The 25817-nt window shown below is 43.7% G+C and carries 21 protein-coding genes and 1 pseudogene; 4 read left to right on the forward strand and 18 right to left on the reverse strand.

Going from position 1 to position 25817, the window contains the following annotated elements:
* From DXD11_RS12445 to DXD11_RS12480, 8 genes and pseudogenes are all read right to left on the reverse strand, one after another.
* Positions 1-869 (reverse strand): annotated as a pseudogene (locus DXD11_RS12445) (site-specific integrase); the annotation flags it as partial.
* A gap of 286 nt (positions 870-1155) precedes the next feature.
* Positions 1156-1920, reverse strand: coding sequence for an endo alpha-1,4 polygalactosaminidase (locus DXD11_RS12450; RefSeq protein ID WP_243003535.1), 765 nt, complete (start codon positions 1918-1920; stop codon positions 1156-1158).
* 405 nt (positions 1921-2325) lie between these two features.
* Entirely contained in the window at positions 2326-3663 is a 1338-nt protein-coding gene (locus tag DXD11_RS12455) for an aspartate kinase (RefSeq protein WP_117550958.1), read from the reverse strand.
* Positions 3664-3981: 318 nt separating this feature from the next.
* Positions 3982-4323: a hypothetical protein gene (locus DXD11_RS12460; RefSeq protein ID WP_022216291.1), complete on the reverse strand. Its 342-nt coding sequence runs from the start codon at positions 4321-4323 to the stop codon at positions 3982-3984.
* 117 nt (positions 4324-4440) lie between these two features.
* Positions 4441-5430: a sensor histidine kinase gene (locus DXD11_RS12465; protein ID WP_243105869.1), complete on the reverse strand. Its 990-nt coding sequence runs from the start codon at positions 5428-5430 to the stop codon at positions 4441-4443.
* Between the two features lie 278 nt (positions 5431-5708).
* Positions 5709-6443, reverse strand: a complete 735-nt coding sequence (locus DXD11_RS12470; protein ID WP_117874485.1) for a LytR/AlgR family response regulator transcription factor — start codon at positions 6441-6443, stop codon at positions 5709-5711.
* 115 nt (positions 6444-6558) lie between these two features.
* A complete protein-coding gene (locus DXD11_RS12475) occupies positions 6559-8229 on the reverse strand; it encodes an InlB B-repeat-containing protein (RefSeq protein WP_243003534.1) in 1671 nt (556 codons plus the stop codon).
* 42 nt (positions 8230-8271) lie between these two features.
* Positions 8272-11391 (reverse strand): diguanylate cyclase domain-containing protein, encoded by a 3120-nt coding sequence (locus tag DXD11_RS12480; RefSeq protein WP_118017139.1) that lies wholly within the window; start codon positions 11389-11391, stop codon positions 8272-8274.
* Between the two features lie 197 nt (positions 11392-11588).
* On the opposite strand from DXD11_RS12480, the gene DXD11_RS12485 reads away from it, so the two are divergent.
* Genes DXD11_RS12485 through DXD11_RS12495 form a run of 3 tightly spaced genes read left to right on the forward strand, consistent with a single transcriptional unit; the run spans position 11589 to position 14016 of the window.
* Positions 11589-12416 carry a pyridoxamine kinase gene (locus tag DXD11_RS12485; RefSeq protein WP_118017137.1) on the forward strand — a complete coding sequence of 276 codons (828 nt, stop codon included), beginning with the start codon at positions 11589-11591 and terminating at the stop codon, positions 12414-12416.
* A 23-nt stretch (positions 12417-12439) separates the two neighbouring features.
* Entirely contained in the window at positions 12440-13099 is a 660-nt protein-coding gene (locus tag DXD11_RS12490) for a TatD family nuclease-associated radical SAM protein (RefSeq protein ID WP_117550966.1), read from the forward strand.
* A 38-nt stretch (positions 13100-13137) separates the two neighbouring features.
* The gene (locus tag DXD11_RS12495) at positions 13138-14016 is read left to right on the forward strand and encodes a YitT family protein (RefSeq protein ID WP_117550968.1); all 879 of its coding nucleotides are present in this window, start codon (positions 13138-13140) and stop codon (positions 14014-14016) included.
* A gap of 75 nt (positions 14017-14091) precedes the next feature.
* On the opposite strand, the gene DXD11_RS12500 is transcribed toward DXD11_RS12495, so the two are convergent.
* The 4 genes from DXD11_RS12500 to DXD11_RS12515 form a co-directional block, all read right to left on the reverse strand.
* The gene (locus tag DXD11_RS12500) at positions 14092-15102 is read right to left on the reverse strand and encodes a KAP family NTPase (protein WP_242992711.1); all 1011 of its coding nucleotides are present in this window, start codon (positions 15100-15102) and stop codon (positions 14092-14094) included.
* Between the two features lie 159 nt (positions 15103-15261).
* Positions 15262-16614: an MATE family efflux transporter gene (locus DXD11_RS12505; protein WP_117550970.1), complete on the reverse strand. Its 1353-nt coding sequence runs from the start codon at positions 16612-16614 to the stop codon at positions 15262-15264.
* Between the two features lie 129 nt (positions 16615-16743).
* Positions 16744-17898: an SGNH/GDSL hydrolase family protein gene (locus tag DXD11_RS12510; protein WP_117550971.1), complete on the reverse strand. Its 1155-nt coding sequence runs from the start codon at positions 17896-17898 to the stop codon at positions 16744-16746.
* Positions 17899-17966: 68 nt separating this feature from the next.
* Positions 17967-19013, reverse strand: a complete 1047-nt coding sequence (locus DXD11_RS12515) for a GDSL-type esterase/lipase family protein (RefSeq protein ID WP_117550973.1) — start codon at positions 19011-19013, stop codon at positions 17967-17969.
* A gap of 255 nt (positions 19014-19268) precedes the next feature.
* On the opposite strand from DXD11_RS12515, the gene DXD11_RS12520 reads away from it, so the two are divergent.
* Entirely contained in the window at positions 19269-20630 is a 1362-nt protein-coding gene (locus DXD11_RS12520) for an MATE family efflux transporter (protein ID WP_022216274.1), read from the forward strand.
* 85 nt (positions 20631-20715) lie between these two features.
* Here DXD11_RS12520 and DXD11_RS14360 read toward each other — a convergent pair whose 3' ends face one another.
* The 6 genes from DXD11_RS14360 to DXD11_RS12545 all read right to left on the reverse strand — a co-directional run bounded on the left by DXD11_RS14360 (position 20716) and on the right by DXD11_RS12545 (position 25527).
* On the reverse strand, positions 20716-20877 hold the full coding sequence (locus tag DXD11_RS14360; RefSeq protein WP_015533608.1) for a hypothetical protein: 162 nt from the start codon (positions 20875-20877) through the stop codon (positions 20716-20718).
* 35 nt (positions 20878-20912) lie between these two features.
* Positions 20913-21332: a hypothetical protein gene (locus DXD11_RS12525; protein WP_055147572.1), complete on the reverse strand. Its 420-nt coding sequence runs from the start codon at positions 21330-21332 to the stop codon at positions 20913-20915.
* A gap of 120 nt (positions 21333-21452) precedes the next feature.
* Entirely contained in the window at positions 21453-21731 is a 279-nt protein-coding gene (locus tag DXD11_RS12530) for a TIGR04076 family protein (protein ID WP_117550975.1), read from the reverse strand.
* Complete coding sequence (locus DXD11_RS12535) at positions 21728-22546, reverse strand: pyridoxamine kinase (RefSeq protein ID WP_117550977.1); 819 nt, start codon at positions 22544-22546, stop codon at positions 21728-21730. Before DXD11_RS12535 ends, DXD11_RS12530 begins: the two co-directional genes overlap by 4 nt.
* 39 nt (positions 22547-22585) lie before the next feature.
* Entirely contained in the window at positions 22586-24718 is a 2133-nt protein-coding gene (locus DXD11_RS12540; protein ID WP_117550979.1) for a TaqI-like C-terminal specificity domain-containing protein, read from the reverse strand.
* Positions 24719-25023: 305 nt separating this feature from the next.
* Positions 25024-25527: a DUF2798 domain-containing protein gene (locus DXD11_RS12545; RefSeq protein ID WP_117550981.1), complete on the reverse strand. Its 504-nt coding sequence runs from the start codon at positions 25525-25527 to the stop codon at positions 25024-25026.
* Positions 25528-25817: the final 290 nt, after the last annotated feature.

The following is a 25817-nucleotide window of genomic DNA, read 5'->3' on the forward strand; positions in this document are numbered from 1 at the left end:
ACTATAACGCATAAAAATACCCTCCTTACTGGTTGTCCAGTAAAGAGGGTACATATCAAAACTACCTTAAACATCTTCTGTGACATCGGTTTTTCGTCCTTCTTTTCAACCTCCGCCTGTGCCTTTCTAAACTCTTCCATCCGTTTCAATTCTTCCTCTGCATCATCAAACCCAATATGCGTGTACACATTCATGGTAACGCTAATATCCGAATGCCCCATGAGGTATTGTAATGTCTTTGGATTCATTCCCGATTTTGCCATATTCGAACAATAGGTGTGTCGGCATACATGAGGTGTAATATTTGGCATCTGCACCCGGTAGATGTCATTGTATCTGCCGACCATATGATTGAATCGATGTTGCCAATGCATCGCAACAAGTGGCATTCCATTATCATCGTAAAACAGGAATCCGCTATATCCGTCTATGGATTTCTCCACTTTCGGTGCATTTCTGTCCTCAATGATTGCCTGAAACATTTGTGCCACCTCCTCTGTGATTGGCAATACTCTTGTTCCGGCATCCGTCTTTGTGGTTTCTATGATATACCGCATATCTGATGTTCTCTGCAACTGGTGGTCAATATTTACAGTTCTGTTCTCAAGATCAATGTCCTTCAACGTCAGTCCACAAAATTCCGATATTCGCATTCCCGTATGAAAGAGTATGTACACCACTTCATAATATTTACAGTACACCACATCGTCATGCACAAACTTCAGGAACATTCTCATCTGGTCTTTTGTGATTGCCTCTCTTGTAACTGCGTCATTTACCAATACCCCGGCAAGCTGGAATCCGAATGGATTCTTTACAAGAATGTCATCATCCACCGCCATCTGAAATGCCGGGTGCAACACTCCCCGGCTCGGTAGGCGGCAGAAGCGATAGCGGACTGTCCTGCGCTTCTCTTCTTCCAGTGCCATTCTACGCAGTGCCTTATCAATATCCCGTTCCAGGAAAAGCAATCGCATACCCAGTCACTATTTTTCTTTACATTTTTTCTTCAGCAACAGCAGCATTCTCACTTTGGCATCCCGCTTCGATGATAGAGTTGAGCGCAGTCGCCTAATCAAATTTCACCTTCTCTGCTAGTATTCATAGGTCGAACTTTTTTAATTTGCTCATCTTTTTCGTATTTCTCAACACTCATTATCTAAGTTCAAGGGAACTGGAAATATAAAAATGGAAATCTTGCTCCTTGCAGTATTCTTTTATTTTTTTAATCAGTTTTTGATTAGTTGTATATTCCAACAGATACACTTCCACCCCATCCGCCTTGCACGTTTCCAAATATTTGCAGAAATAATCTCTCGTCTCGCTCGTTTGTTCACCAAAAGTTCCGCTATCAAAATCAATACTGCTCCATACTGATTCCTGATTTGCACCTGTCATAATCTGATCAATCGCCCCATAGCGTTCCCTATATTTCGCCACATAAGTATCTCCACCGTTGATGATGACCGCTTTTCCAAACGTCATTATGTTTTGTAGAATCGCTGTAATGCCTTCAAAAATACTCTCGTGCGGATCGTAATAATATACATCACAATTATCTATAAAGAATCCGTCAACACCTTTTTCATATAGTTCCTGAGAAAGCTGTCCTATAAACTTCTGCCAGTCTGGGTTTGCTACATCTACCCATTCTTCTTCCTCCCAGTGCTCATACTCACCGATTGCCAGTTCCGCATAGGTTGTATAGTACTCCCTGAAGTTTTCAATCGACCCAATATTTAGATATGTATATACGACTGTTCCATTTTGATGGAGCAATTCAATATCCCTTTTTGTAAAATACTGTGCATCAATTACAATCGTTTCATACATTTTAAATCGTTCCAAAGATGAGGCGTCCGCATTTAAAAACACCCCATAATCGTTTTTCTCAAATTCCTTTGCTTGATTGGCTTTCACAAAAAAACATCCACCAATAAACATTAGAACAAATAATACAGCCAAGGCTACTAGTTGTTTGGTCCTCTTCCCGCACAATGCCTCCCACACCCTTTCGGTAATTCTCGTTTTTTCCTCATGACTATCACATTTTACACATTGATGATTACGTTTCCCCAGATTTTTTGCTCAATTTGCATTCAAATTATACCATAACACTTGTGAACAGTTCTACCGTCATTTCTCTCATTGCTGCTTTTTGTGGGCTGTTTTTTCTTATTGCCATAAAAATAACCTCCAAACTGAGTAATTTTATCTTACATCAGTTTGGAGGTTTTCCGCCATATTCTGCCCTGTGCTGCCCCATTCTGCAAAGGTATGCATTATCAATACGTGCCCACCCCTACGATGCTTAGCAATCTGTTATTACTTGTCTGTTATAAATGTGTTATATATTGCCTTTATGGCTGTCTCAAAATCACTGTTCTTTACTCCGATTATGATATTCAGCTCTGATGAACCCTGGTCTATCATCTTTATGTTGATGCCTTCCTTTGCAAGTGCACTGAACAACTTGCCTGCTGTACCACTTGCTGACTTCATCCCACGGCCTACAACAGCTATAAGTGCAAGTCCTGACTCAATCTCAACTGAATCCGGCTCTGCAAGTCTATGGATGGCAGATATAACTCTCTGCTCCTTGTGTACGAATTCATCTGCATGAACTACGATAGTCATCGTGTCAATACCTGATGGCATATGCTCAAATGAGATATCATTCTCCTCAAATGCCTGAAGCACCTTTCTTCCAAATCCTATCTCTGAATTCATCATAGCCTTCGTAATAAATATTGTACAGAAATCCTTCTTACCTGCAATACCTGTTACAACATAATCCTGCTTCTGGCAGGTACTCTCAACGATCCATGTTCCTGCGTCCTCAGGCGCATTTGTGTTGCGGATATTGATTGGGATACCACAGTGGCGTACAGGGAATATCGCATCCTCATGGAGAACTGATGCACCCATGTATGAAAGCTCACGAAGCTCTCTGTAAGTAATATATTTGATCGGCTTTGGATCTGGAACAATACGTGGGTCAGCTACAAGGAAGCCTGAGACATCTGTCCAGTTCTCATATACATCGGCTCTGCTTGCCTGTGCGACTATCGAGCCCGTTACATCTGAACCGCCTCTGGAAAATGTCTTTACCTTGCCATCCTTGCCAAGTCCATAGAATCCTGGAACAACCGCATGCTGTGTCTTGGCAAGTCTCTCACCAAGTACCTTCTCCGTCTTATAGCTATTGAGATTGCCCTCTGCATTGAAAAAGATAACCTCTGCAGCATCTATAAACTCAAAGCCAAGATATGCAGCCATAATCTTACCATTGAGGAACTCTCCTCTTGATGCCACATAGTCCAGTGTGCACATTGGGTCCGGATTGGTAAGATCCTCCAACTGCTTTGTAATCTCCTCAAAATCCTTATCAAGTGAAAAATCCTTAATCTCAAGGCCTGTGATGATCTCATCATATCTGGCCTTGATCGCCTTCACTTCCTCTGTGAAATCATTCCCTGCCTTCGCAGTTTCATACACATGAAGGAGCATATCTGTTACCTTTGTATCATCTGAAAATCTCTTTCCAGGTGCAGAAGGAACAACGTATACACGGCTCTCATCTGATGTGATGATTGCTCCAACCTTTTTAAACTGCTCTGCACTTGCCAATGAACTTCCGCCAAATTTTACTACCTTTTTCATAATTCCACTATTTCCTTTGCCATATTCTTATTTGAATGTCTTTCTTCTTAAGATTCGCTGGCGAATCTTGCCGCAAGCTGCCAGTCAGCTCTGCTGACATATATCATATCAGCGGCTCAGCAATACTCACGGAGTGTATATCTCCGTCGAAGATAGAGAGTCCAGACTGAGATATAAAACATAAAAATACACATGCATTTTATACGTCTTTTTGCAATATAGCAAGAGAAATTTAATTTTTGCTATTAAAAAAGGGCAGGCACTCCAATGCGCCCGCCCCTCTGGTATACAGTCTTCACCACATGATCTAATAATAAACTATTTTGAAATTTCTTCCTTAACCTGAGCAACCCACTCATCAACCGTACCATACCAGTCGATCATTTCCTGAAGCTTTTCTTCCTCAACATCATCATCGCTCTCTAAGATCTGTTTATGCTCATTGAGCACTCCGGCCATGTCGACCATTGTATCAACCAAATCCTGATCATAAGCCTGTGGATTTTCGTTGATAATGTTTGCAACCTCATTAAAAGATGTACTTGTCTTATTGAACGCATCAATCGCAGGCTGCTTATCTGCACCGCCGCACGCCACCAGCGACATTCCCATCATCATGGTCATTATGAGAACCATCAGTTTTTTCATTGTCTTTTTCATAATAATTTCCTCCTCTTTATTGCAATCACATAATCTGAGTATATTTTATTATGTATTTGCAATCAGTGAGGTCTAAATGCACGAATCGTACCAAAAATGTATCGAATCGACACTCTTTTACAATGACAGTCTGAGCGTAAACTTGCCATCATTTTCTGCAAAGCTGAAAACCCCGCCGTAACGCTGCACGATCGCACATATGCTCTGAACGCCTATACCATGTCCTTCCATATCAGACACAGGTATTCCATTTTGAAACTTTATGGGAGCTTTACAGTCATTTACCACCTGTAAAAAAAGGTGTTTATTTCTTTCATAAAAATTCACATCAATCTCGCATGATCTTCCCTCTGCAGCCAAAGGCACACATGCATGCAAGGCATTTTCCAAGGCATTAGATAAGAGCACACACAGATCACTTTCCGACACCGTAAGATCTGCGGGAATTGCACATTGTATCTTTATTTCAATTTCTTTCTTCCTGGCTCTACCCGCAAATGAAGATAGGATCAGATTCACTGCCTCATTTTCACAGTATATTTGGACCTTCTGCGCCTCAATCTCCTTACATATTCCCGATATATAAGCCTGCGCCTGTTCAACTTCACCATTTTCTATACATGTAGACACATACTGCAGGTGATGACGCATATCATGGCGATACTGTCTGGTCAATGTCTGCGACTCACGCAGACTGCTGATTTCCCTCACCGCCTGACTTAACTGCAGATCCAGATTATTCCGGATCAGCTTCATCTCATTCTGCATCTGTTCCTTTTTGGAGTTATATAAGAGAAAGGCCAGATATGCAACACAGCATACAAAAGGCATAAATTCCGCTACAACGTAACTACCACTCAAAAGAAGGTTCGTATACACTATTGTAAAATAGTCAAATACATAATATAGCGCCGGTATGATTCCAAACTGCCATTGCTCCCTGAGACTTTTATCTGACAATCCTCTGACTGCAGGTGACACAAAATGAAGCAGAAGCAGCAATGCAGGGATTGTAACCACAAGTTCGGTAATATCCTGCATCATCTGCCTTCCCGAAAATGCAGCAACTGTGGCAAGTGCAACCCATCTTCTAAGTTCACAGCACAAGTATGCCGCCTGTACAGAAAAAACAGACCACAGCAATTTTCCCGTCAACATCCAGAGAACAATGACCAATGGAAGATGCACCGCCAACGGATAAATATGTCTTACAAAATCAGCGCCCTTGCTGAAATATAATATGCTCTGTATCAGCGGGAGTAAAACCATGCATCCTATGAAAATGAGTTTTCTTTTCCTGGTGGACAGCGCATTACAAAAAGACGCTGATAATATTCCCCCAAAAAAGCTCACAGCCATATTGTTAAGAAGCGAAATATATAGGCTCATATCATTACCTGCCTGTTCTGGAACGCATATTCAAGGAATGCATCCTTTACTTCATTGTATTTTCCCCGTGGAACCGGTATTTCTGCAAGACTAGACATGGTAATCCCCCTAAATGTTATGTTTTGCACATATTCCAGATTTACCAGATAAGAACGGTGAGGTCTGTGAAAAAAAGGATACGTGGAAAGCTGCTTTACAAGCTCATCCATGCTGCCGGCGCTTTCCAGTACTTTTCCTGTATTCAGGTGAAATATAAGGGTGCGGTGAATGACTTCGCAATATTCCAGGGCTTTTATATCTATACGGGTGATTCCACTCTTACATCGCAGAATGAGGCTGGTCTCCGCCTCCTTTTTACAGGCTGCAAGCACAGAATCAAGCAAACGGAAAAAGCTCTCTGCCCAGATGGGCTTTAATTGATAATAGTATGCACCTATAACGTAAGACTGCACCGCAAACTCAGAGGACGAAGTGACAAATATGATCTTGACGTTTTTATCGTATTTTCGTATCTCCGTTGCCGCTTCAATTCCATTCTCTCCCGGCATCAAGACATCCATAAACAGGATATCATATCTGTTTCCCTTCTCTATTTCCGCCACCAGGTCAAAAGGATGATTAAAAATACTGTATTCTATTTTGCAGTCTCTCTCCGCACAATACTGTTCCATAAGCCTTTGCATCTCAGCAAGCACAGAAACATCATCATCACAAAACGCAATCTTTGCCATAATCCCCTTTATGCCTCCTTGGCGCCAAATATTTTCTCCAGCACTCATTATCGCATATTTTTCACAATTCGACAACAAAGGGGCTATTCTTCGTTTTGCATCGATTTATACGAATTTATTTTCTCACCCACCTGGCATAGAGTTTCCTGCTGCCGGTGCTGCCGGCTGCAATCTTCGTAACCTTTTTCTTGAATTTTGGATCGCTGTACCACCCCTTGAATGTATAACCCTTTCTGACCGGCTTCTTCAAGACTATAGTCCTAGATCTGACGGTATAACCGGCTGGATTGGACCGGCTGTTTGTCCCCTTGCCAAGCCTGTACTGGATCTTATACTTTACCAGCTTCCATCTTGCGTATAATGTCTGATTCCTGGTGGTCCTCACAACCGAGCTGCTGCCGATCCTGCTGCCGCCACTCTTTGCTGTGTACCAGCCTGCAAATGTATATCCCCTTCTGGTCGGTGCCGGCAGTGCTCCGTAAGTTTTTCCACAAATGACTGTCTTACTTCCAGAACTCACACGCCCTCCATTTGGAGCAAATGCTATTCTCACGCGCTTTACTGTGTCCGTATATTTTGCAGTAAAAGAAAGCTTGGTGGATGCTCCCGCCACACGCAATGTAACTTTTTTACTTCCCGCCTTCCACGTCATCTGATTTAAGGCATATGCGATAATCCCATTTTGAATACCCGAAATGCTCGGCGGATATGACGCATTGTCAGTGCTAACTTCGAATTTGGTTTTACCTGCATTGAGATTTTTCTGAATCCTGTCAGCGTAGGCCCGCGCCCACTTTGCGGCATCTCCGTTTCTGACAAAGTAGTTGTCTGCCAGGCTTGTAGAACGTGTACCATAACCGCTTGCCATATAAATCTTATTATGACCGTTGTGTGCCAACGCCATGAGTTCATCCGTCAGTCCAAAATACAAATGCGTAGGATCAAAGTTATAATAATTGTCTTTTGTATCATCCCATGTACAGTCCACCTGATACCATTTGCCATCCAGCTTCATGGCATTCCAGGTATGTCCATCATAGGTATCCCTTGTCTCAGCATTTGTTATGCCGGCTGCAGTAAGCAGTTTTGAATAGGCACTCTCATAGGCTTGACATGTCCCCAGCTTTCGTGTCAGTGCGCTCTCTGCCGAAGACCATTTCAGGGAATGATCGTAATCAAGCTGCTGCAACAGCCAGTCATGCAGCCACAATGCCTTTTCATAGTCTGAACCATCAGTCTCCTTGCTGCACTTTTTTACCGCAGCATTCACGATGTCACCCACGCTCGGATAAGCCCTGTCAGATACCTGTATATTTGTGCTCACACGCATATAATAGACCCCTGAGGTTTTATCCATTACATAAAACCTGAAGTTATAGACTCCCGAAGCAGCCATTGTGAATTCAAAGTCGTGAGATTCGCACTCATCTGTGTATTGAATCCACGCTCCGCGGCTTGGATCCGCCACGGATTCAAAACTATACTCACCCGGGTTGGAATAACTCGGTGCATCCATTCTAAACAAATACCGGCCACTGCCACCATCCGCCGAAACGTGGAATGTTGTATCCTCTCCTAATTTGGGTTCGTTCCATTCAACCTTTAATGCGACACCTTTTTGAGAATCACTTTCAGCACTGTACTTATATTCTGTAACTCCATCTTGGGGATTTGTTGATGAACCAGAAGATTCTTCCTGCGCATAGCCTATCACACGAATCGTCGATACACCTGTCATCACCAGTATTAATGTCAACATAAATGTTGCAAATTTTCGTTTTATCATAAGCAATACCTCGTCACTTTCACAAATCATGCACCCTTAAATCTACTCCCCATGCCTCTTCACCTCAATCCTGCCTCTTCCACTCTCCTTAACATCATAGAGGGCGTTATCCGCCTCCTCATACATCTCGTTGAATGTCAGTTCAGTTCTTGCGATCACCGCACCCATGGAGATTCCTGTTCCTCCCTCTGTGGCCTTCACAGTCAGGTTCACCTTGTCAAATATCTGCTGGGCACGTTCCCTTATCACATCATCAGACACACTCTTGTTGAAGAACAGCATAGCTGCAAATTCATCACCGCCCATACGGCATGCATGGTCATCACCGCGAAGTGCTGCCTGCAGTGCCTGTGCCACAAGGACAAGATATTTGTCACCGTTGTGATGTCCGTAAGTGTCGTTGTACTGCTTGAATTTGTCCACATCCATCATGATCATCACCGCTGTGTGCGTACACTCAAGAAGTCTCTGCTCCATGTCACTTCTAAATGCCGCATGGTTCAAAAGTCCTGTGAGGGGATCTGTACGATAGGTATTCTCCCAGTTTCTGAGTCTCACATCCGCCTTATTCTGCTCCGCATCTGTCAGCATCTTCAAAGCATATGTACTTGATACATCCACTATTACTATTTCTCCTCTGTCTTTCTGAAGTGCCGAATCATAAAACATTCTTCCAGTACATAATACATATATATCCCTGCCATCCTTCCGGTGTATCTTGTGTTCCTGAAATACAAATGTGCTCTTTGCCAGATTCGCATTTACCTGACAGAGATATTCTGTTTTATCCTCGTCCGGTATAAGGTCGATCTGGGTTATGATATTATTCTCTATGTCCTCCTTGCTGTAACCCGTAAGCTCCTCAAAATTATCGTCTACAGATATGATCCTCCAGTTTTCATCCACCAGATATCTGCTATATTTGACTGTATGTACACGAAACGCATCCTTGCCATATTCAGTAGAATCCACCATCTGTCTGCGCGCCATAATCCGGATCTCTGTCTGTTCGTCGTCTGTGCTGGCGCCATCACCATCAGCGTCCGCCAGACCATCTCCTGGGGCAGTTCGATCACCAACATTCTCTCCATTACCATCTGCACCGACACCACCATCAGCAGCCCCTTGCTTTGAGTCAGCTGCCAGCGAATCTGCATACTTCTCTGATACAAGCCTTATAAACTCCGAAACTATATATGGATCAAACTGGCTGCCCGCGCAGCTCTTTAATTCTTCTATCGCTTTTGATATCGGCATGCCCTTTCTGTAAGGTCTGTCATTGATCATTGCGTCAAATGCATCGACCACCGCGATCACACGTGACAGAACCGGTATGCTTTCACGGCTCAGTCCATCCGGATATCCATTTCCATCCCATCTCTCATGATGATGCCTTATCTCCTCCGCGATCTGTCTGAGTTCTGTGTTGCTCATGGCGATCTCATAACCCTTCTCAACGTGGGAACGCATGATCTTCCATTCCTCATCCGTGAGTTTTCCCGGTTTGTTAAGTATCTCCATAGGAACTCCTACCTTTCCTATGTCATGGAGCAGACAGAGCAGCGCCAGCTTGCTCTGCTGGCTATCTGACAGCTCTATTCGTCTGCCAAGCTCAGCCCCCAGCTCCTGTGTACGACGCACATGCTGTTCCGTATCGCTGTCGCACTCCTCAAGAGCCCTTATAAGCGATGTCAGCATATCTGAGTGCGATGATTCACTGTCCACAAGCTTTTTTGTCTTCATGGCTGTTGCCGCATCAGTGATTGCAGCGACGATGCTCTGTCCCTCATCCGCAGCCACCCCCACTGCATACTGTATACTTCCATCATACTGTTCTTTGACCTTTTCGACACATGCCGCCATCTCTTCCTCACTGCTGTGACTGCAAAGTGCTATCAGGTGCGCATCAATACCCCTGACATAATATGTTCTCTCTGGAAAGTTCTTTCTCATGATGCCCGCAAGTGCATTTATCCTCTGGTCACCCGCCTGATTACCCAGGGTGCTGTTGATCACAGACAATCCGTTGATATCGCATATTGCCACTCCAACCGGAAACGTAAAATGGTCCACCTCTTCCATGGCAAGTCTCTGAAAGCTATCCCATTTCTGAAATCCTGTAAGCATATCCGTCTCCAGAGATATATCAGAAAATACAAACATCTGACCAAGTCTGCGGCCTTCCTTGTTGTCAAGCCTTCTGATATCACACCTTAAAGGTCTGTCTCCATCATCACCTTTTATATAACACTGCAGAGAAAAACTGTCATCATCAGCTGCAAGATCAACGGACAGATCGTACGTCTCAAGAAACTGCTGAAGATTCTCACATCTGCAGAGGAACTCCTTTCCAAGAAAATCATCCGCTCTGTCATTGTGCAGGATCAAATGATTGTCATAATCAAACAAAACTATTCCCTGACCTATATTCTCGAATATATTCGTCTTTAGTTTGTTGAGCATTCCGTGGGTTGAATAATTAAAGCAGCTCCAGTACAGAATATATGATGTAAGACTGTAGCCGCAGATGGAATAATCCAGGAGCTTGTACACCTCAGCACCCGGAACATAGAGAAATACTGCATTTATCCCAACGAGCACAGAGAGTCCCAGAATGACACTGCTGTACTGCAAACGATATTCATGCGGAATCGTGCAAAGCTTCTTTACAAGGAGTATGAGTACCACACCCACCAGCGCATATGAAAAAACCAGATGCATATCATACAGCGGCTTCATATCATAGCTGTATTTTGCTATGACGGTGTCCCTTCTGACATACCCTATCGCTATATTTTTGAATGGGTTTATGGCAAATATTACAAGCTCATACAGACAGTAAAAAAAGCATAAGCCTATCGCCGCCTTTCCATACTTTGAAAAACGTCCGTTTGTAAAATAAACAGTAAATATGAGCAGACATACCAGCATATAATCAATGCTTACAAAATATATACTCGACATGACGGACATGGCCATATACGAATCGCTTATAATGCTGATAAGATAACTGATATCAACTATAGCTGCTCCTATGCAGGCAAGCCCCAGAAACCTTCCCGTCGTCTTATTCTTTTTTATGGATTTCATCGCCAGTATAATATCCATGGCGGCTATTATAATTGACGAAAAGACATATATCTTCAAAACGACTTCATTCATACTCATTCCTCCTGAACACCAGCCATACAAAATTTGCCTATATTTTACTACTTATCAAGATATGGGGCAATGCGGAAATTTTACATATTCTCTCCCTTTTGCACATAAATTTCACTTGATCTGACGGAATTCAAATATTGAACACACCTGTATTTGATGATAAAATCTACTATATTTATTGAATTTGGAGAACTAAGATGCAGAAAAAAATCGCTCTAATAAATGATGTTACAGGATTCGGAAGATGTTCCATCGCTGTCATGGCACCGATAGTGTCCGCCATGAAGATCCAGGCTGTCACTGTGCCAACAGCAATACTATCTACACATACACAGTTTCCTATATTTTACTTTGATGACTACACACCCAAAATGCGGGATTACATCCAGACCTACAAAGATATGGATCTGCAGTTCGATGCCATATCCACAGGATTTCTCGGCTCTGAGGAACAGGTTGATATAGTTATCGACTTTATCAAATACTTTAAAAACGAGAAGAATTTTGTTATCGTCGATCCCGTCATGGGTGACTACGGCAAGCTGTACCCAACCTATACCGCGTCTATGTGCAGCAAGATGAAGGAGCTTGTAAAATATGCCGACATTATCACTCCTAATCTGACGGAGCTTTGCACCCTCCTTGATCTTCCATATCCGGAGCACACTGTGACCGTGAACGAGCTAAGGCAAATGTGCATGACCCTGGCGGAGCAGGGACCGGAACATATCGTTGTGACAGGAATACATTTCAATAAGACTCAGATAGCCAACTTCATCTACAACAAGGATGAGGATTTCCAGATGGTCATGGTTGACAGGATCGGCGGCGACAGGAGCGGCACTGGAGATGTGATCGCAGCCATCATTGCGGGTATGTATCTGAACGGACACAGCGTCTATGAGTCCGTGAAAAAGGCCGCTTCATATGTATCAAAGTGCATAAGCTACTGCGTTGAGAACAATGTTCCGGAGAACTGGGGATTGTGCTTTGAGATGTACATGAAGGATCTGACTGAGGAATAACTTAAACGATTGGAGATTCAACTATGGTTTTATACACTGTGACCGGAAAAGTTGGTGAGGAGGGCTACCTCGACATAGCAGAGAGCGGGGACCTCACCGGTAAAAATATATACGTGAATATGACTAACCAATGTCCCTGCAGCTGCGTGTTCTGCCTGAGGCAGACAAAAAAGCAGCAGGAGAACAATACTCTCTGGCTGAAGGATGGCGAGCCTTCCATAGAAGAGGTTCTGGAACTTTTCTCAAAGTATGACCTGAGTGTCATAAATGAACTTGTATTTTGCGGATTTGGCGAGCCTCTTGAGAGACTGGAAGACGTATGCGCGGTGATCGATTCACTGAAAAACACATATCCCAATCTCAAAGTCCGTCTCAACACCATCGGACTTGCCAATCTTATATATGGGAGAGATGTCACACCAGAGCTTGAGGGCAGATTCGACACTGTATCAATATCCCTGAACGCCCCTGATGAAAATGAATTTCTTGAGCTGACCAGATCACGCTATGGGATTCAGTCCTACGCGGCCATCAAGGATTTTGCCGTTCTTGCCAAAAGGTACGTGCCACACGTTGTCATGACAGTTGTTGACAAGGTCATGCCCGAGGATAAGATCGAGCTATGCCGCCAGATATGCAAGGATTTAGGCGTGACTTTGAGGGTTCGCCCATTTGAAAATTAACCGCATTTTACAGTGACACTTACAAAGGAGGTACCGCTATGTTTCAATCTCTAGAGTTAAAACACCCAAGATTTTATCAGGTATTTCGCCTGTTCATCGTCGTATTTGCATCTATACTATACGCATGGAATCTCCGATGCTTTGCCAAGACCGCAGGGCTGTTTCCAAGCGGGTTCTCCGGAGCATCCTTGCTTCTCCAGAACATTGGAATAAAATTTCTGCACATAAGCGTGCCTTTTGCAGTTTTCAACATTGGGCTGAATCTGTTTCCCACATACATATCATACAAATATATCGGCAAAAGATTCACCCTCTATTCGATCATAGTCATACTTCTGTCGAGTATATTTGTGGATATCCTGCCATCATATGTATTCACTGACGACATAATGCTTGTAAGCCTGTTCGGCGGTCTCATCAACGGACTCGCCATCAGCCTGTGCCTGAACGTTGGAACCAGCACCGGGGGAACTGATTTCATCAGCATATTCCTGTCCCACCAGAAGGGTATAGATGCGTGGAACTACATACTGCTCGGAAACATCGTGATGCTGATCGCCGCCGGTGCACTGTTCGGCTGGTCAAAGGCTCTGTACTCCATCATCTACCAGTTCTGCAGCACGCAGGTGATCCAGCTTCTGTATAAGAGATATAAGAAAGAAACGTTGTTCATCATCTCCGACAAGTCAAATGAGATCTACCACGCCATCAGCGACCTGACTCACCATGACGCTACTCTGTTCAAGGGTGTCGGATGTTACGAGGAGAAGGAGAAAACCCTCATCTACTCCGTCATCAACTCGGAAGCGAAGCGTGAGCTCATACCGATGATCCGTGGGATCGATGAGCACGCATTTATCAACGTGGTCAAGACCGAGGAGCTGGACGGTAGATTCCATGATATTCCGCACGACTGATGAGCGGCTCATTATATCATGCAAGCATGTTGGCTCACTTGCGCTCATTATATCATCTGTAATTTCACGAATTCATCAAATCTTGGAAGTGCTAGGGTTATCTTGCCATACTCTCTGGTATCGACAACCCCTTTTCTCTTCAACCGCTCTATATACTGAGAATAACTCTGATTTCATTTCCAGCTTCTCCCGCAGATTCTTGACACGGCTCTCTTTACTTACAGAGATTTCCAGAAGTATCTTTTTATCAAGCTCTGACAGTTCTAACCATATCTTGCTATATACATACTCCTCCAGATATTGGTCATATTCAGGCAATATCTGATCAATAGTTTTCGTATCGCGCTCTTCCCAATACAGATAACCCAGTACCTGAAACGCAAATGGATACCCCTTGGTAAGCGCCGTCATCCTTTCTGCATACTGCGCATCTATGCCAAATATATCCATGTAGTGTCTCCGCACCGCAACATAATTAAGCGGCTCAAGCATTATCTTTGGTGCTCTGTACAGAAACGTGAGAGATTTGTCATTCTGAAGCTCGTATATATTGTCATATAATCCTGTCATCAGCAGATATATCGGGTAATCGTGCTTTACAAATATCTGAAATGAACTTGCAAATATCCTCATATATTCAGAATTTATGACCTCATCTATTGTTATGAGCAGCCTTTTGCCAGCCTTTTTTATATGATCCAGCATGCATTCAAGAACATTTTCAATGTCTGTGACCGGGTCCGAATTCTCTATGGACACACCGAGTCCAAATGCAGAGAAGTCCAGTTTTGCACTTATGAACCTGGCGTGCATCTCCGGTATACTGTATATTTTGGAGGCAAGGCTCTGCAGCAGATCTCTCTTGGGATTGAGTTCCACCGTTATCCAGTTCTCATCTTTTCCAATCTCCGAAGATATATTCGTCATCATGACTGTCTTACCCGAGCCTCGAACTCCGGTTATCATAAATATCTGATTTGACGAGATATCAGCCTTGAAATCATCTATTATCCTGTCTGTCTGCGCTATTCTCGAAATATATTGCACCGGTTTCTTTCCAAATGACAATGTAAATGGATTCCCCATAGCTCCTCCTTGTATAGATATAATTACTATCCTTCTATTGCTCTTATGTAAAGTTATATAAATTTTTATAACTTTATATAAGTTTATATAACTTTTTACAAGTCGCAGCTTTACGAAATGAACGCACAATAAACATTCCTATCACCCAATACATATCTCTTATAAGTTGGCCTTATACAGCGTACCGCGCCTCTTCATCCACACAAATGCTCCCACGCATATCACTATGGATATAAATGATCCAGCCGGTGCCGCAAATCCCATCGGGAACAGGGTGTCTGGATACATGACAGATGCCAGATATGATCCCGGAATTCTTGCACATACTATGGCTATCATATTGTGAATAAACCCTATATAGGATTTGCCATAGGCACAGAAATATCCGGTGAAACTGAAATGTATTCCCGCAAATACGCAGTCCACTATATAACTGCTGATATACTGAACTCCCATCGCTACAACTACTTTGTTCTTACTAAAGAGTCCCACAAGTTCCGGTGCAAATATTTCAACTACCGCAATAGCTATGGCTCCGTATACCACTATGATCCCCAGTGCATACCTTAGTATCTGCTCCGCCCGGTCATGCTTTCCTGCGCCAATATTCTGTGCGGCAAGTGCCGATACTGTGGCGAGCATTGACGATGGAACTATGAAGATAAAGCTTATCATCTTCTCCACAACGCCCACTGCCGCCGCGTCATTTACACCACGTTTATTCGCAATGACGGTTATGATGATGAATGCTATCTGTATACAGCCGTCCTGAACAGCCACCGGAAGACCTATCTTTACGATCTCTCCGAGCACAGATCTTCTCGGAACAAAATCATTTTTCGTAAGTCTCAGCCCTGTGTTCATTCTCTTTATCGCCACAAATGATATTATAACGCTGAAGGTCTGTGCCAGCGTTGTTCCAAGTGCTGCGCCAAGAGGGCCCATGCCGCAGACGCCTATAAATATATAATCAAGTGCAATATTAAGGCCGCATGCAACCGCGATGAAGTACATTGGACTTTTGGAATCGCCGAGTCCCCTGAATATGGAACTTATCACGTTGTATGCTGTTATAAATGGAATTCCTATAAAGCAGACTATCAGATAATCCGTGATTCCTTTGACAGCCTCCTCCGGGGTATCCATAACTGCAACTATTGGATTTATAAAAATGAGCAGCATTACTGTAAGCAATACTGATATTATCATGAAGATGGTGACTGTATTTCCGATGGCCGCCTGTGCATCCCGAAGCTTCTTCGCCCCCACTGCTTTTCCTATGACAACTGTGGTTCCCATGGCAAGTCCCACCAGAATAACTGTGAGCATGTGCATGACCTGGGAGCCATTTGCCACCGCTGTGGTGGCCCCGGCATCATTGCCACAGAACTGCCCTATGATGAACAGATCCGCCATCCCGTATAGAGTCTGTAGAAAATAAGATAATAGATAAGGCAGTGCAAAATACGCCATCGTCTTTGGCACACTGCCGGTCGTAAGGTTCTTTTCCATTGATTTGTATGGCCTCGTCTTTCATGTTGATGTGGACGGAGGGCGTCCGTTACCTCCGTCCCCACATGATATTAAACCTTACAACAGTTGTAATGTCAACACATCAACTCTACCAAGGATACTGTCCTATCAGACAGCTATTACCGCCATAAGGTAGAATGGTGTAGTGCCGGCACACTCATCATCAAGAACCGTTATCTCAAGTGTGTGTTTCTTCTTCTCACCATGATGAAGCACAGGCTCTATATACAGACAGTCACCCCAGTCCTCATCAAAATTGCCATCCAATAAAACCGGGTGCTCGACGTCCCCATCAAGCACAGCCTGAGCCCTGACAGCAGGTCTTGATATTGTCTTTCTGTACTGAATTCCTATGCAGCTTCCCTCAAGTTCAAATGTTATGCTATCACCGGCATGTACACCTGTCCATCCATTCTTGAAATGATCAAGGTGTCCCATCTTCTCATGAGTATCAGCCCTGAACCCTGAAAGCTTAGGACATATCTCGCGTATGGTAAGCCTCTTTGCATACTCATAAGCATTTGCGGTAACAGGGGTAGGAAGTACACATGAGCAGGCTGATTCGTCCTGGATATCATTCTCTGTGTCCGCGCCAGCATCTGCGGTATCCGTATTTGAGTCATTAGCCAAATTCTCATCTTGTATGAGATCATCCATAATTCTCTCAAGAAACTTTGTTATCTCACCGGCTACCAGGCCATGTCCCTTGTCATTTGGATGAAGTCCATCCGGGGTTATGTCGATCCTGTTATATTCTCCCGCCTTCATCCGCCTGTATATGGTGTCGTGCACGCTCACATGTGGCACTCCATAGTGATCTGCAAGTCTGTTGTGAATATCCTGGGTGCTTACACCCGTGTCGTAGAAAACGTTATTGAGCACCACCACCGCCGGTCTTGATGACCAGCAAAGCAGTGTTCTCAGCACACCTTCAAAGGTCTCTTCACAGTATATGTTATCCACATCATTTACACTGAAATCCACAACCACAAAGTCCGGCTGGTACATGAGCACATCAGTCACAGCCCTGGACACACCATAGTATGAGTCTGTGCCGCCGATTCCGCCATTCACATAATTGAACTTTGCCTGTGGAAATGTATCACACCACCACTTGTATACCCTGTATGCATAAGTATTTTCATGCTCCGTCGCCAAACTTCCCTGCGTTATCGAACCGCCAAGGAACCCTATTGTAAGTTCCTGTCCACTCTGGGCGCGCTGTATAACTGATTTTATTCTTTCAAGATCATAATTTTCCATGGTTTATCCTCCATATTTGAACATCAGCTCATTAATAATCCTATATTACCTCTAAGTTAGGATATAATTTAATTCCACCCTTCAATTTCGAGACCTTCTATATATTCGGCCAGCTCCGTTGCCATCTCACACGCCTCCGGTATCCTCAAATGTCCTGGCGTGCCGCATCCGTTTCTTCCATATACATAATGAGTTATCATTTTATCATTCATAGTGTCAACCACTTCATCTATAGCCTTGTCCCATGAACAGTCGTGACAAAGAAGTGTGGTACAGCAGATTATGTGTGCATCCGGATATGTCTTCCTGAGTTTTCCCAGAAATTTCATGTAATGGTCACGCCACGTTTCCGCCTGCCTGCCGTTATAGTCATTTTTCATAAAATCATACGGATGGTTGTCATTCTGTCCTATAGCAACTATAACAACCTGAGGTGTGTACTGGGAGAAATCCCACTGTGTCACCGGACCAAATGTAGGGTTGTAGTGAACCTTATCCCACACACTTTCCATGCCAATCTGATTCGGCTCTTGGAACCATCCTATCCTGTCCATGAGAGCTATCCCTCCCTGGGCTATGTCATGAATCTGTGCTTTCAGCTTTCTTGCAGTAATCCACGCATACGAATACCAGCTATTAGAATAACCGCCATTGTGTACCGGATCTTCCTTTCCAACAAAGTCGACAGCCTCAGATACTTCACCCGCTGACACCGAATCTCCATACACCTCTATTCGTCTGCCTGACAGCGGTTTCAAAGGAAGAAGTCTCTCCCCATCTCCGATCTCATACTCAAGTATTGTTACCTCATGACATGCATCCTGTCTCTTGAAGAACAGCACACAATGTTCATTTGTATCGTTATCCGGAACAACTATATCAAGTTCCGTAATTCCCTCTTTATTTAAAAGATAACTTCTCTGCGACTGATCGATTATACATCCAAGATAATTGTCCCAATAGTTATTCCTGTTGGACACCTTTATCTTAAGAGTATTACCCGTAAATTTCATCTCCGCAGATGTACAAGGATATACCCACACCGGCTTCTCCGCATCTGTCCAGTCAATACGTCCTGTATACCTGATCATAACATCATTTGGCTTGATCTTCATAATATTGTCTCCTGTCATTCCATTTGTTCTATATACATTATACATTTCTGTTTTCATATTAGTTAAGCTCTACCTAATAGTCAAACTTAATTTAGTTAAATATTAATTATTTTTTAATCATTTTAAACAAAATATGATTGAGAAGGTAGTTTCATATCTATAACACACCCCCATATACGTCTATTGATTATTTTTAACTGCAGTTCTATTATATGAAAGTAAACTATTCAATACATTTTGTAAGGAATGAAATCTATGAAAAGAGTAAACTTTGAAAATGGAAAGATAACTCAAAATATACTCGGTGTGGCCATGCCTATGCTAGTGGCTCAGCTCATAAGTCTGCTGTACAACGTGATCGACCGGATCTACATAGCAAGAATACCTGATGTGGGCACCGCTGCTCTCGGCGGAGTCGGTCTCTGTTTCCCGATCACCATCATAATCACTGCCTTCAGCAATCTGTTTGGCAGTGGCGGTTCCCCTCTGTTCTCAATCAGAAGAGGGATGGGGGATGATAAAACCGCAGATACCATAATGAATACAGCCTTCACTATGTTATGTGGTGCTGCCATTATTCTCATGGCTGTCGGTATGATATTTGCAAGACCGCTGTTGGTCCTGTTCGGAGCATCGGAAAGCGCACTCACATATGCGTACCCATATATGATGATATATCTGCTTGGCACTCTGCCATCCATGGTATCAACAGGCATGAACCCATTCATCAATGCACAGGGATATTCTGTAACAGGTATGCTGACAGTGGCCGTCGGTGCTGCCGCCAACTGTATTCTCGATCCCGTATTTATATTTGTCCTACATCTCGGCGTCAGAGGTGCGGCCATAGCCACCGTGATATCGCAGATCATGTCTGCCGCTTTTGTCCTCTACTTTCTGAAGAACAAAGCCGAATTGCAGGTAAAGCTGCTTTCATTGGGACAATTCAGGGAGTGTGTGACATATGCAAAGGATATTGTCAGTCTGGGAACCGCTGGATTTGTGATGCAGCTCACAAACAGCCTTGTATCAATATGCTGTAACAGTGTCCTGTCACGTACCGGAGGCGATGTCTATGTGTCAGTCATGACCATCGTGTCAAGCGTCAGACAGATCGTCGAAACTCCTATCTGGTCAATAGCCGAAGGTGCTTCCCCAGTCATCAGCTACAATTATGGAGCCAGAAAGCCCGATCATGTCAAAAAATCCATAGCCATCATGTCTCTGCTTGCAGTGATATATATGGTCATAGCATGGGGAATCATCCTGATTGCTCCGGGAGCACTTATATCTGTATTCAGCTCAGACAGTTCACTTATAAGTGACTCCATCCCGGCTCTCAAAATATATTTCGCTGCATTTGCATTTATGCTGCTTCAGTATATCGGCCAGACTACTTTCAAATCGCTGAACAAGAAAAAGCAGGCGATTTTCTTCTCTCTGCTCAGAAAGGCGATCATCGTAGTCCCTCTTACATACCTGCTGCCGTATGCTTTCCATCTCGGAACAAATGGCGTATTCATGGCTGAACCTATATCAAATATACTCGGAGGAAGCGCATGCTTTTTCACAATGCTGTTAACCGTAATACCGGAGCTTAACCGGATGAAAAAATAAAAATGATCCCACAGATATCCATAATAATATCTGTGGGATCAATAATTCTCTCTCTATTTTATTGTCTGGTTAAACTGCTTATCATCTAAGCTGCCTTCTTATCCTGAGTCATGTCTTTTGCATCTGGAGCCGTGATATCCTCTGATTCACGGTGCATCTTCTCACCCCAGTTTTCGTCCACAAAGCATTTGATTGCTGCTGCAAGTGCTATAACCCCAAATGTATAAGCCAATATATCCATTGCCATAATTATCTCTCCTTCACTGGTAATCTCTATTACATTTAATTCCCAATGAAGGTGCGTTTCTTCCCGTCTGACCTGTGTATATATTCCAGGAGTATCCATCTGCGGCTGTTTGTCATCTCGGGATATCTGCCTGCAGATGCACATACACAGAATATCAGACTCAACAGCAATGCCGCAAGAACCGCCGACAGCATCCATGTATCGTCTATGGATTCTTCTGAATTTCCAGTCCGTATGTTTCTTGTCTGGATCACAAGCCCCGCAGAACTGTCAACCATGAGCACATCGTTGTTCCCGGCGTCTATTCCCCGACTCTCACCAAGCAATGATACCGAATGCGCAGAATAATTCCTGACATTCGGGTTGTAAAGCCCACAAACTCCAAGATATGAGACGCACATAACCACAGCAATTATCCATGCATATATATTGTAATGCGCTCTGCATCCTGCCATATGTGCCACCTCCCATACTTGATAAATACATCTGTCTTACTTACCATGTATTATATTATATAAGGGAGTTTTTTTCTTCCGATACACCGCTTCTTTAGCTGTCTCTTTGCCGTTTATTTGTCAATTCTTATCCTGCTCAGACTGGACAACCTCTATCCTGAACACATTGATCGTGTCCACATCAGGACAACAGAACACTGCAGTTCCCGGCTCATTTCCCGGGATGGTTCCACCATATCTAAGAATATCCACATATGGAAATGCCACATGCATGGCCATGGGACAGAGCTGCCCTCGCTCAGTATCAAAATCGTAGCTGTCACCTATCTTATGCCCCCTGTGGCAGCCGTGAGGGCCTTTGCGGTCTATGAGTGTTATCTTGATCTGCGGTCTGCTCATTCCGTTATCACCTCTATGTACTGTTCAAGAGGGATTCCCTTGTACTTGTCAACATTGTCCTTGTTCAAGGCTATAAGCTTCTCCACCACTTTCATGGCTGACTGCACACTGTCTTCTATGCTGTGTCCGCCTCTGTACTTTCCGATAAGCACAGCAGAGAATATATCACCGGTTCCCGGAAATCTCACAGGAATCTCTGTATATGGGAACACGTTCATTTTGTCTGTCTCGCCATCCAACAGGAGAGTGCTTGTCTGTCCATCTATATTTACACTGGTTATAACCACTGTCCTTGCCCCATATCCGTGAAGTGTGTGCGCAAGCTCCTCTGCCTCTGCCATAGTCAGGATTTTCTTGTCCGTGTATTTGCCCGCAAGAAATGCCGCCTCAGTACAGTTTGGAACTATCAGATCCGCAACCTTACACATCTGCCTCATATATCCCACAGTATTTTCTGTGACACCATTGTACAGTACGCCATCGTCACCCATGATCGGATCGACAAATATAAACGTCCCTTGAGATTTCTTCTTCTCACAGTACTCAGCCACCAGCTTCGTCTGCTCTTCGGATACAAGAAAACCTGTTGCTATAGTGTCAAATGCAAATCCAAGTTCATCCCACACTCCCATGCTGTTCTTCATATAGCCGGTGGTCTCAAGAATATCGAATTTACCGTAGTCCAGTGTGTTTGACACAAGGGCTGTCGGCAGGTTGTACACCTGAAATTTCATGTTGGACATGATCGGTATCATGGCTGACAGTGCAACCTTGCCATAACCAGCCATATCGTTTATAAGCAGTATATTATTCATAGTCTCTTCCTCTTCCTGATCAATTAAAGTATATTATTTTTATAACATATATTTGTCACCGGATAAAGACTGCTTTATGAACTCGTACTCTTCATCGGTAACTGAGTACAGCTTCCTAACAATGTCATCTATCTCTTCATACAATCTGTATCGCTGCAAATGGTCTTTACCTGTCTTGTACGTCTGCATTTCTGAATTCACAGAACTTTCTGTGATAAGTTCTTCTGCCATAAGCTCTTCTGCCTTTGAGATTATGCGTCTCTGTGTCTCCTCGTCTGCGACTGGAACAGGAATATTCTCTATATGGGATCTCAGAACCTTCACTGCGTTGTACCGCTTCTCATATATGTACTGCGCCACCCTTGAATTGAGTATCGCCATGATATATCTCATATCAAGTCCCGGTATATGTGGAATGACCACATTGCAACTGTTCAACGTAAGCCTCTGCCTGTCGTCATATGCAAATACAAGCTGTCTGTTGATAAACCTGTAGATCAGTTTCTCCGGAGCCCGGTAAAGCTCCAGCGGCGCCGCCTGCTGATACAGGGTAAGTTCCGGATACATATATTTTTCCGTTTTTCCGCATCTGTATCTGTATACATCTGCTCCGGTTATCACTGCCTCCATTCCCTCTCCGCATTCTGTAGACACATATTTCGCATTATCCCCGGTCACTATTCCCAGTGCAAAATCTGCCTGTCCACGCAGAAATTCACAGTTATCTGTATTTTCTATTCTGCAAAGCAGCCTGTACTCATCATCAGTGAGCCTAAGCATAAAATTCTCACTGCCAAGCGGCCTGTCCGTTCCTACAACAAACTCTCTGCCGTCTCTCTCGATCACCGCACCTTTGCTATGTCCAGGATCAAAACTCTTTTCAAGCTGCAGCACCAACGATGGACATTGCACACCATAGAATGCATCGCCAAGGAAACTCACCCGGCTCACATTTGCCGATTCGGCTATGATCTCCCTGATCGTCTTATGATTATGTACATCTAACAATGCCTCCGGCAGCACAAATGCAAGAACTCCTTCATCTGTCAACAGCTTCAGCGCACACTCCACGAACACATCAGACGACTCCACGCCCCTTCCGGCTGCAGTTCTGTATGCTTTCCTGAGTAATGTCCGTGTCTCCCTGTCAAATGTATATCCCCACGGCGGGTTACCGATGATGATGTCATATCCCGGATCAGCCAAGAGCTTCTTATCATCCCCACCACATTCTGAATCATTCCTGTATTCTGAAATGAAGTCTCTGCGCTCTATGTGCTCATATATTGTCCGGATCGCTTCGTCCACATTGACATGTCCTCTTCCGGACAATCTCCCAAGTGCCAGATTGAACCTCGCAAGCTGTACACTGAGTTCATCTATATCGCACGCATATATATTATTTAGTTCTATATCATCCGGAAGCTGTATAAGGAAATTACCGGTTCCGCAACATGGATCGAATAATCGCTTACCACCCTCAGATATTCTGCTTCCCATATCACCGGTCACATCACTTATCAGCGTTCTTACTACCTTTGTCGGCGTATAATATGAACCAGCCGCCTTCCGGCTGCCTGCATCTCTTATAGACATATAGAGAAGTCCAAGTACGTCCTCCCCCTTTTGATAATAGTAATTGGTGTCCATAAAATTTTTGTTATTATTTGCCCATGATAATGCTGCTTTTTTGTCCTGAATTATATCATCGATCAGCGCACTCCATACACCAATTGTCAAGCTTCCATCTATATATGCAGGGAATATTTCTCTGTCAACAGTAATCTCACCACTGCTTACCAGCAGCTTGAGTGCACAATCCGCCAGCAGAGTTCTCATGACCATCTCAGTCACACATATATTCTGCCTCTCCAGCTTATCCACCAGACTTTTTACTGTGTCTGTACTCTCGCAAATGTCTGACACATATCTGTCATACAATCCTTTGCCGGACACATACCGCTTATTCCGCCGGCTTCTGAGCGACCTTCGTTCGCCAGTTTCCAGTGACTGTTTCAGATTACTTACGTACTCCTCTGTGAAATACATCTGACCGGCCGGACCTATGCCCTGTGATTCAATTTTCCCAAGTCTGAGCCAGTTCCGCCCCGTTGCCCTCGATATTGAAAGCTGCTGACACAATCCATCCAGCGTTATGTATTCCTCACTCATACACAGCCCCTCGTTTCTTCATATGTCTGCCTCATATGCTTTTCCTGATCATATTCAAATATATTCATACGCAAAATCTCCGCCTTATTCTTCTTCAAAAAATCAGCCAGAATATTATTCCTGCTCTTATGAAAAATGTGATATAAAAGCATGAGAAATTCGCAAATTATAGATACGTTGGAATGGTCCGTTTCTTACGTTCGGACTCATAGAAACCTTCGACTTGAAACCTATGCTTTGAACGGATTGTAACACCTCGCCCAGCCTTTGTCTATACTTTAGGCAAAACTCTCCAAAACGGAGAATTATGACTCTGGCTGAGGTTCTTTGGATGGCTCTACACAGCCAGAACCCGCAAGCTGTCTCTTAAATATAGTTCTAAATATCAATCTCACAAGCGGTCCGCAATAGCAGAGCTGCCAGAGCAGTGCAACAGGGAGATTCATTCCCCATGTCTGGATAAATGTACCAACACTTGGTGAATCCTTGAACAAAACAGTTGCTATAAGGCTCATGATTGGACACATCATTATGCAGATGTAGAATGATATCATGAAGGTTATCACCTGTGGTCTGTCAGTCGGTCTCACGATCTTGAACGCAAGCATTGGTGCAAGCTTTCCAACCACGAAAAGCTCAAGCACAATAGCTATCGGCCACATGATCGGCATCTCATGAAGTGCCATGACAAATGTCTGATTGGTGAAACCTCCTGTGCTTAATGCTACATTGTAGCAGATCATTCCATAGACCATGAACATGGCCATGATTGTTGTGAATACGAATTCCTGTAATTTGTTTTGTGGCATAATAATTTCCTCCTTACGAAAATAATATTGAGCATGCGCATTCAAAGGCGCTTCGCGCAGGCGCATGCGTGCTTCGCAACATGTCGTCAAGCGTAGCTTGATGACCTGCGCGCACATCAGTGCGCTTCCTCTGCAAGGATTTCTCCCGCTTACGCGGGCCCCTCCTTATGAAAATAAAAAGCCCAACGAAACTTTCATCTCGTTGAGCTTAACTGCGACTACCATTAATTGCCCCTATGGTAGCACAAATATTTTTAAATTGCAAGTAATTTTCTGTTTTTTATAAACAA

It is taken from the genome of Coprococcus sp. TF11-13 (assembly GCF_003481085.1).
In the GTDB taxonomy this organism is placed as follows: Bacteria; Bacillota; Clostridia; order Lachnospirales; family Lachnospiraceae; genus Coprococcus; species Coprococcus aceti.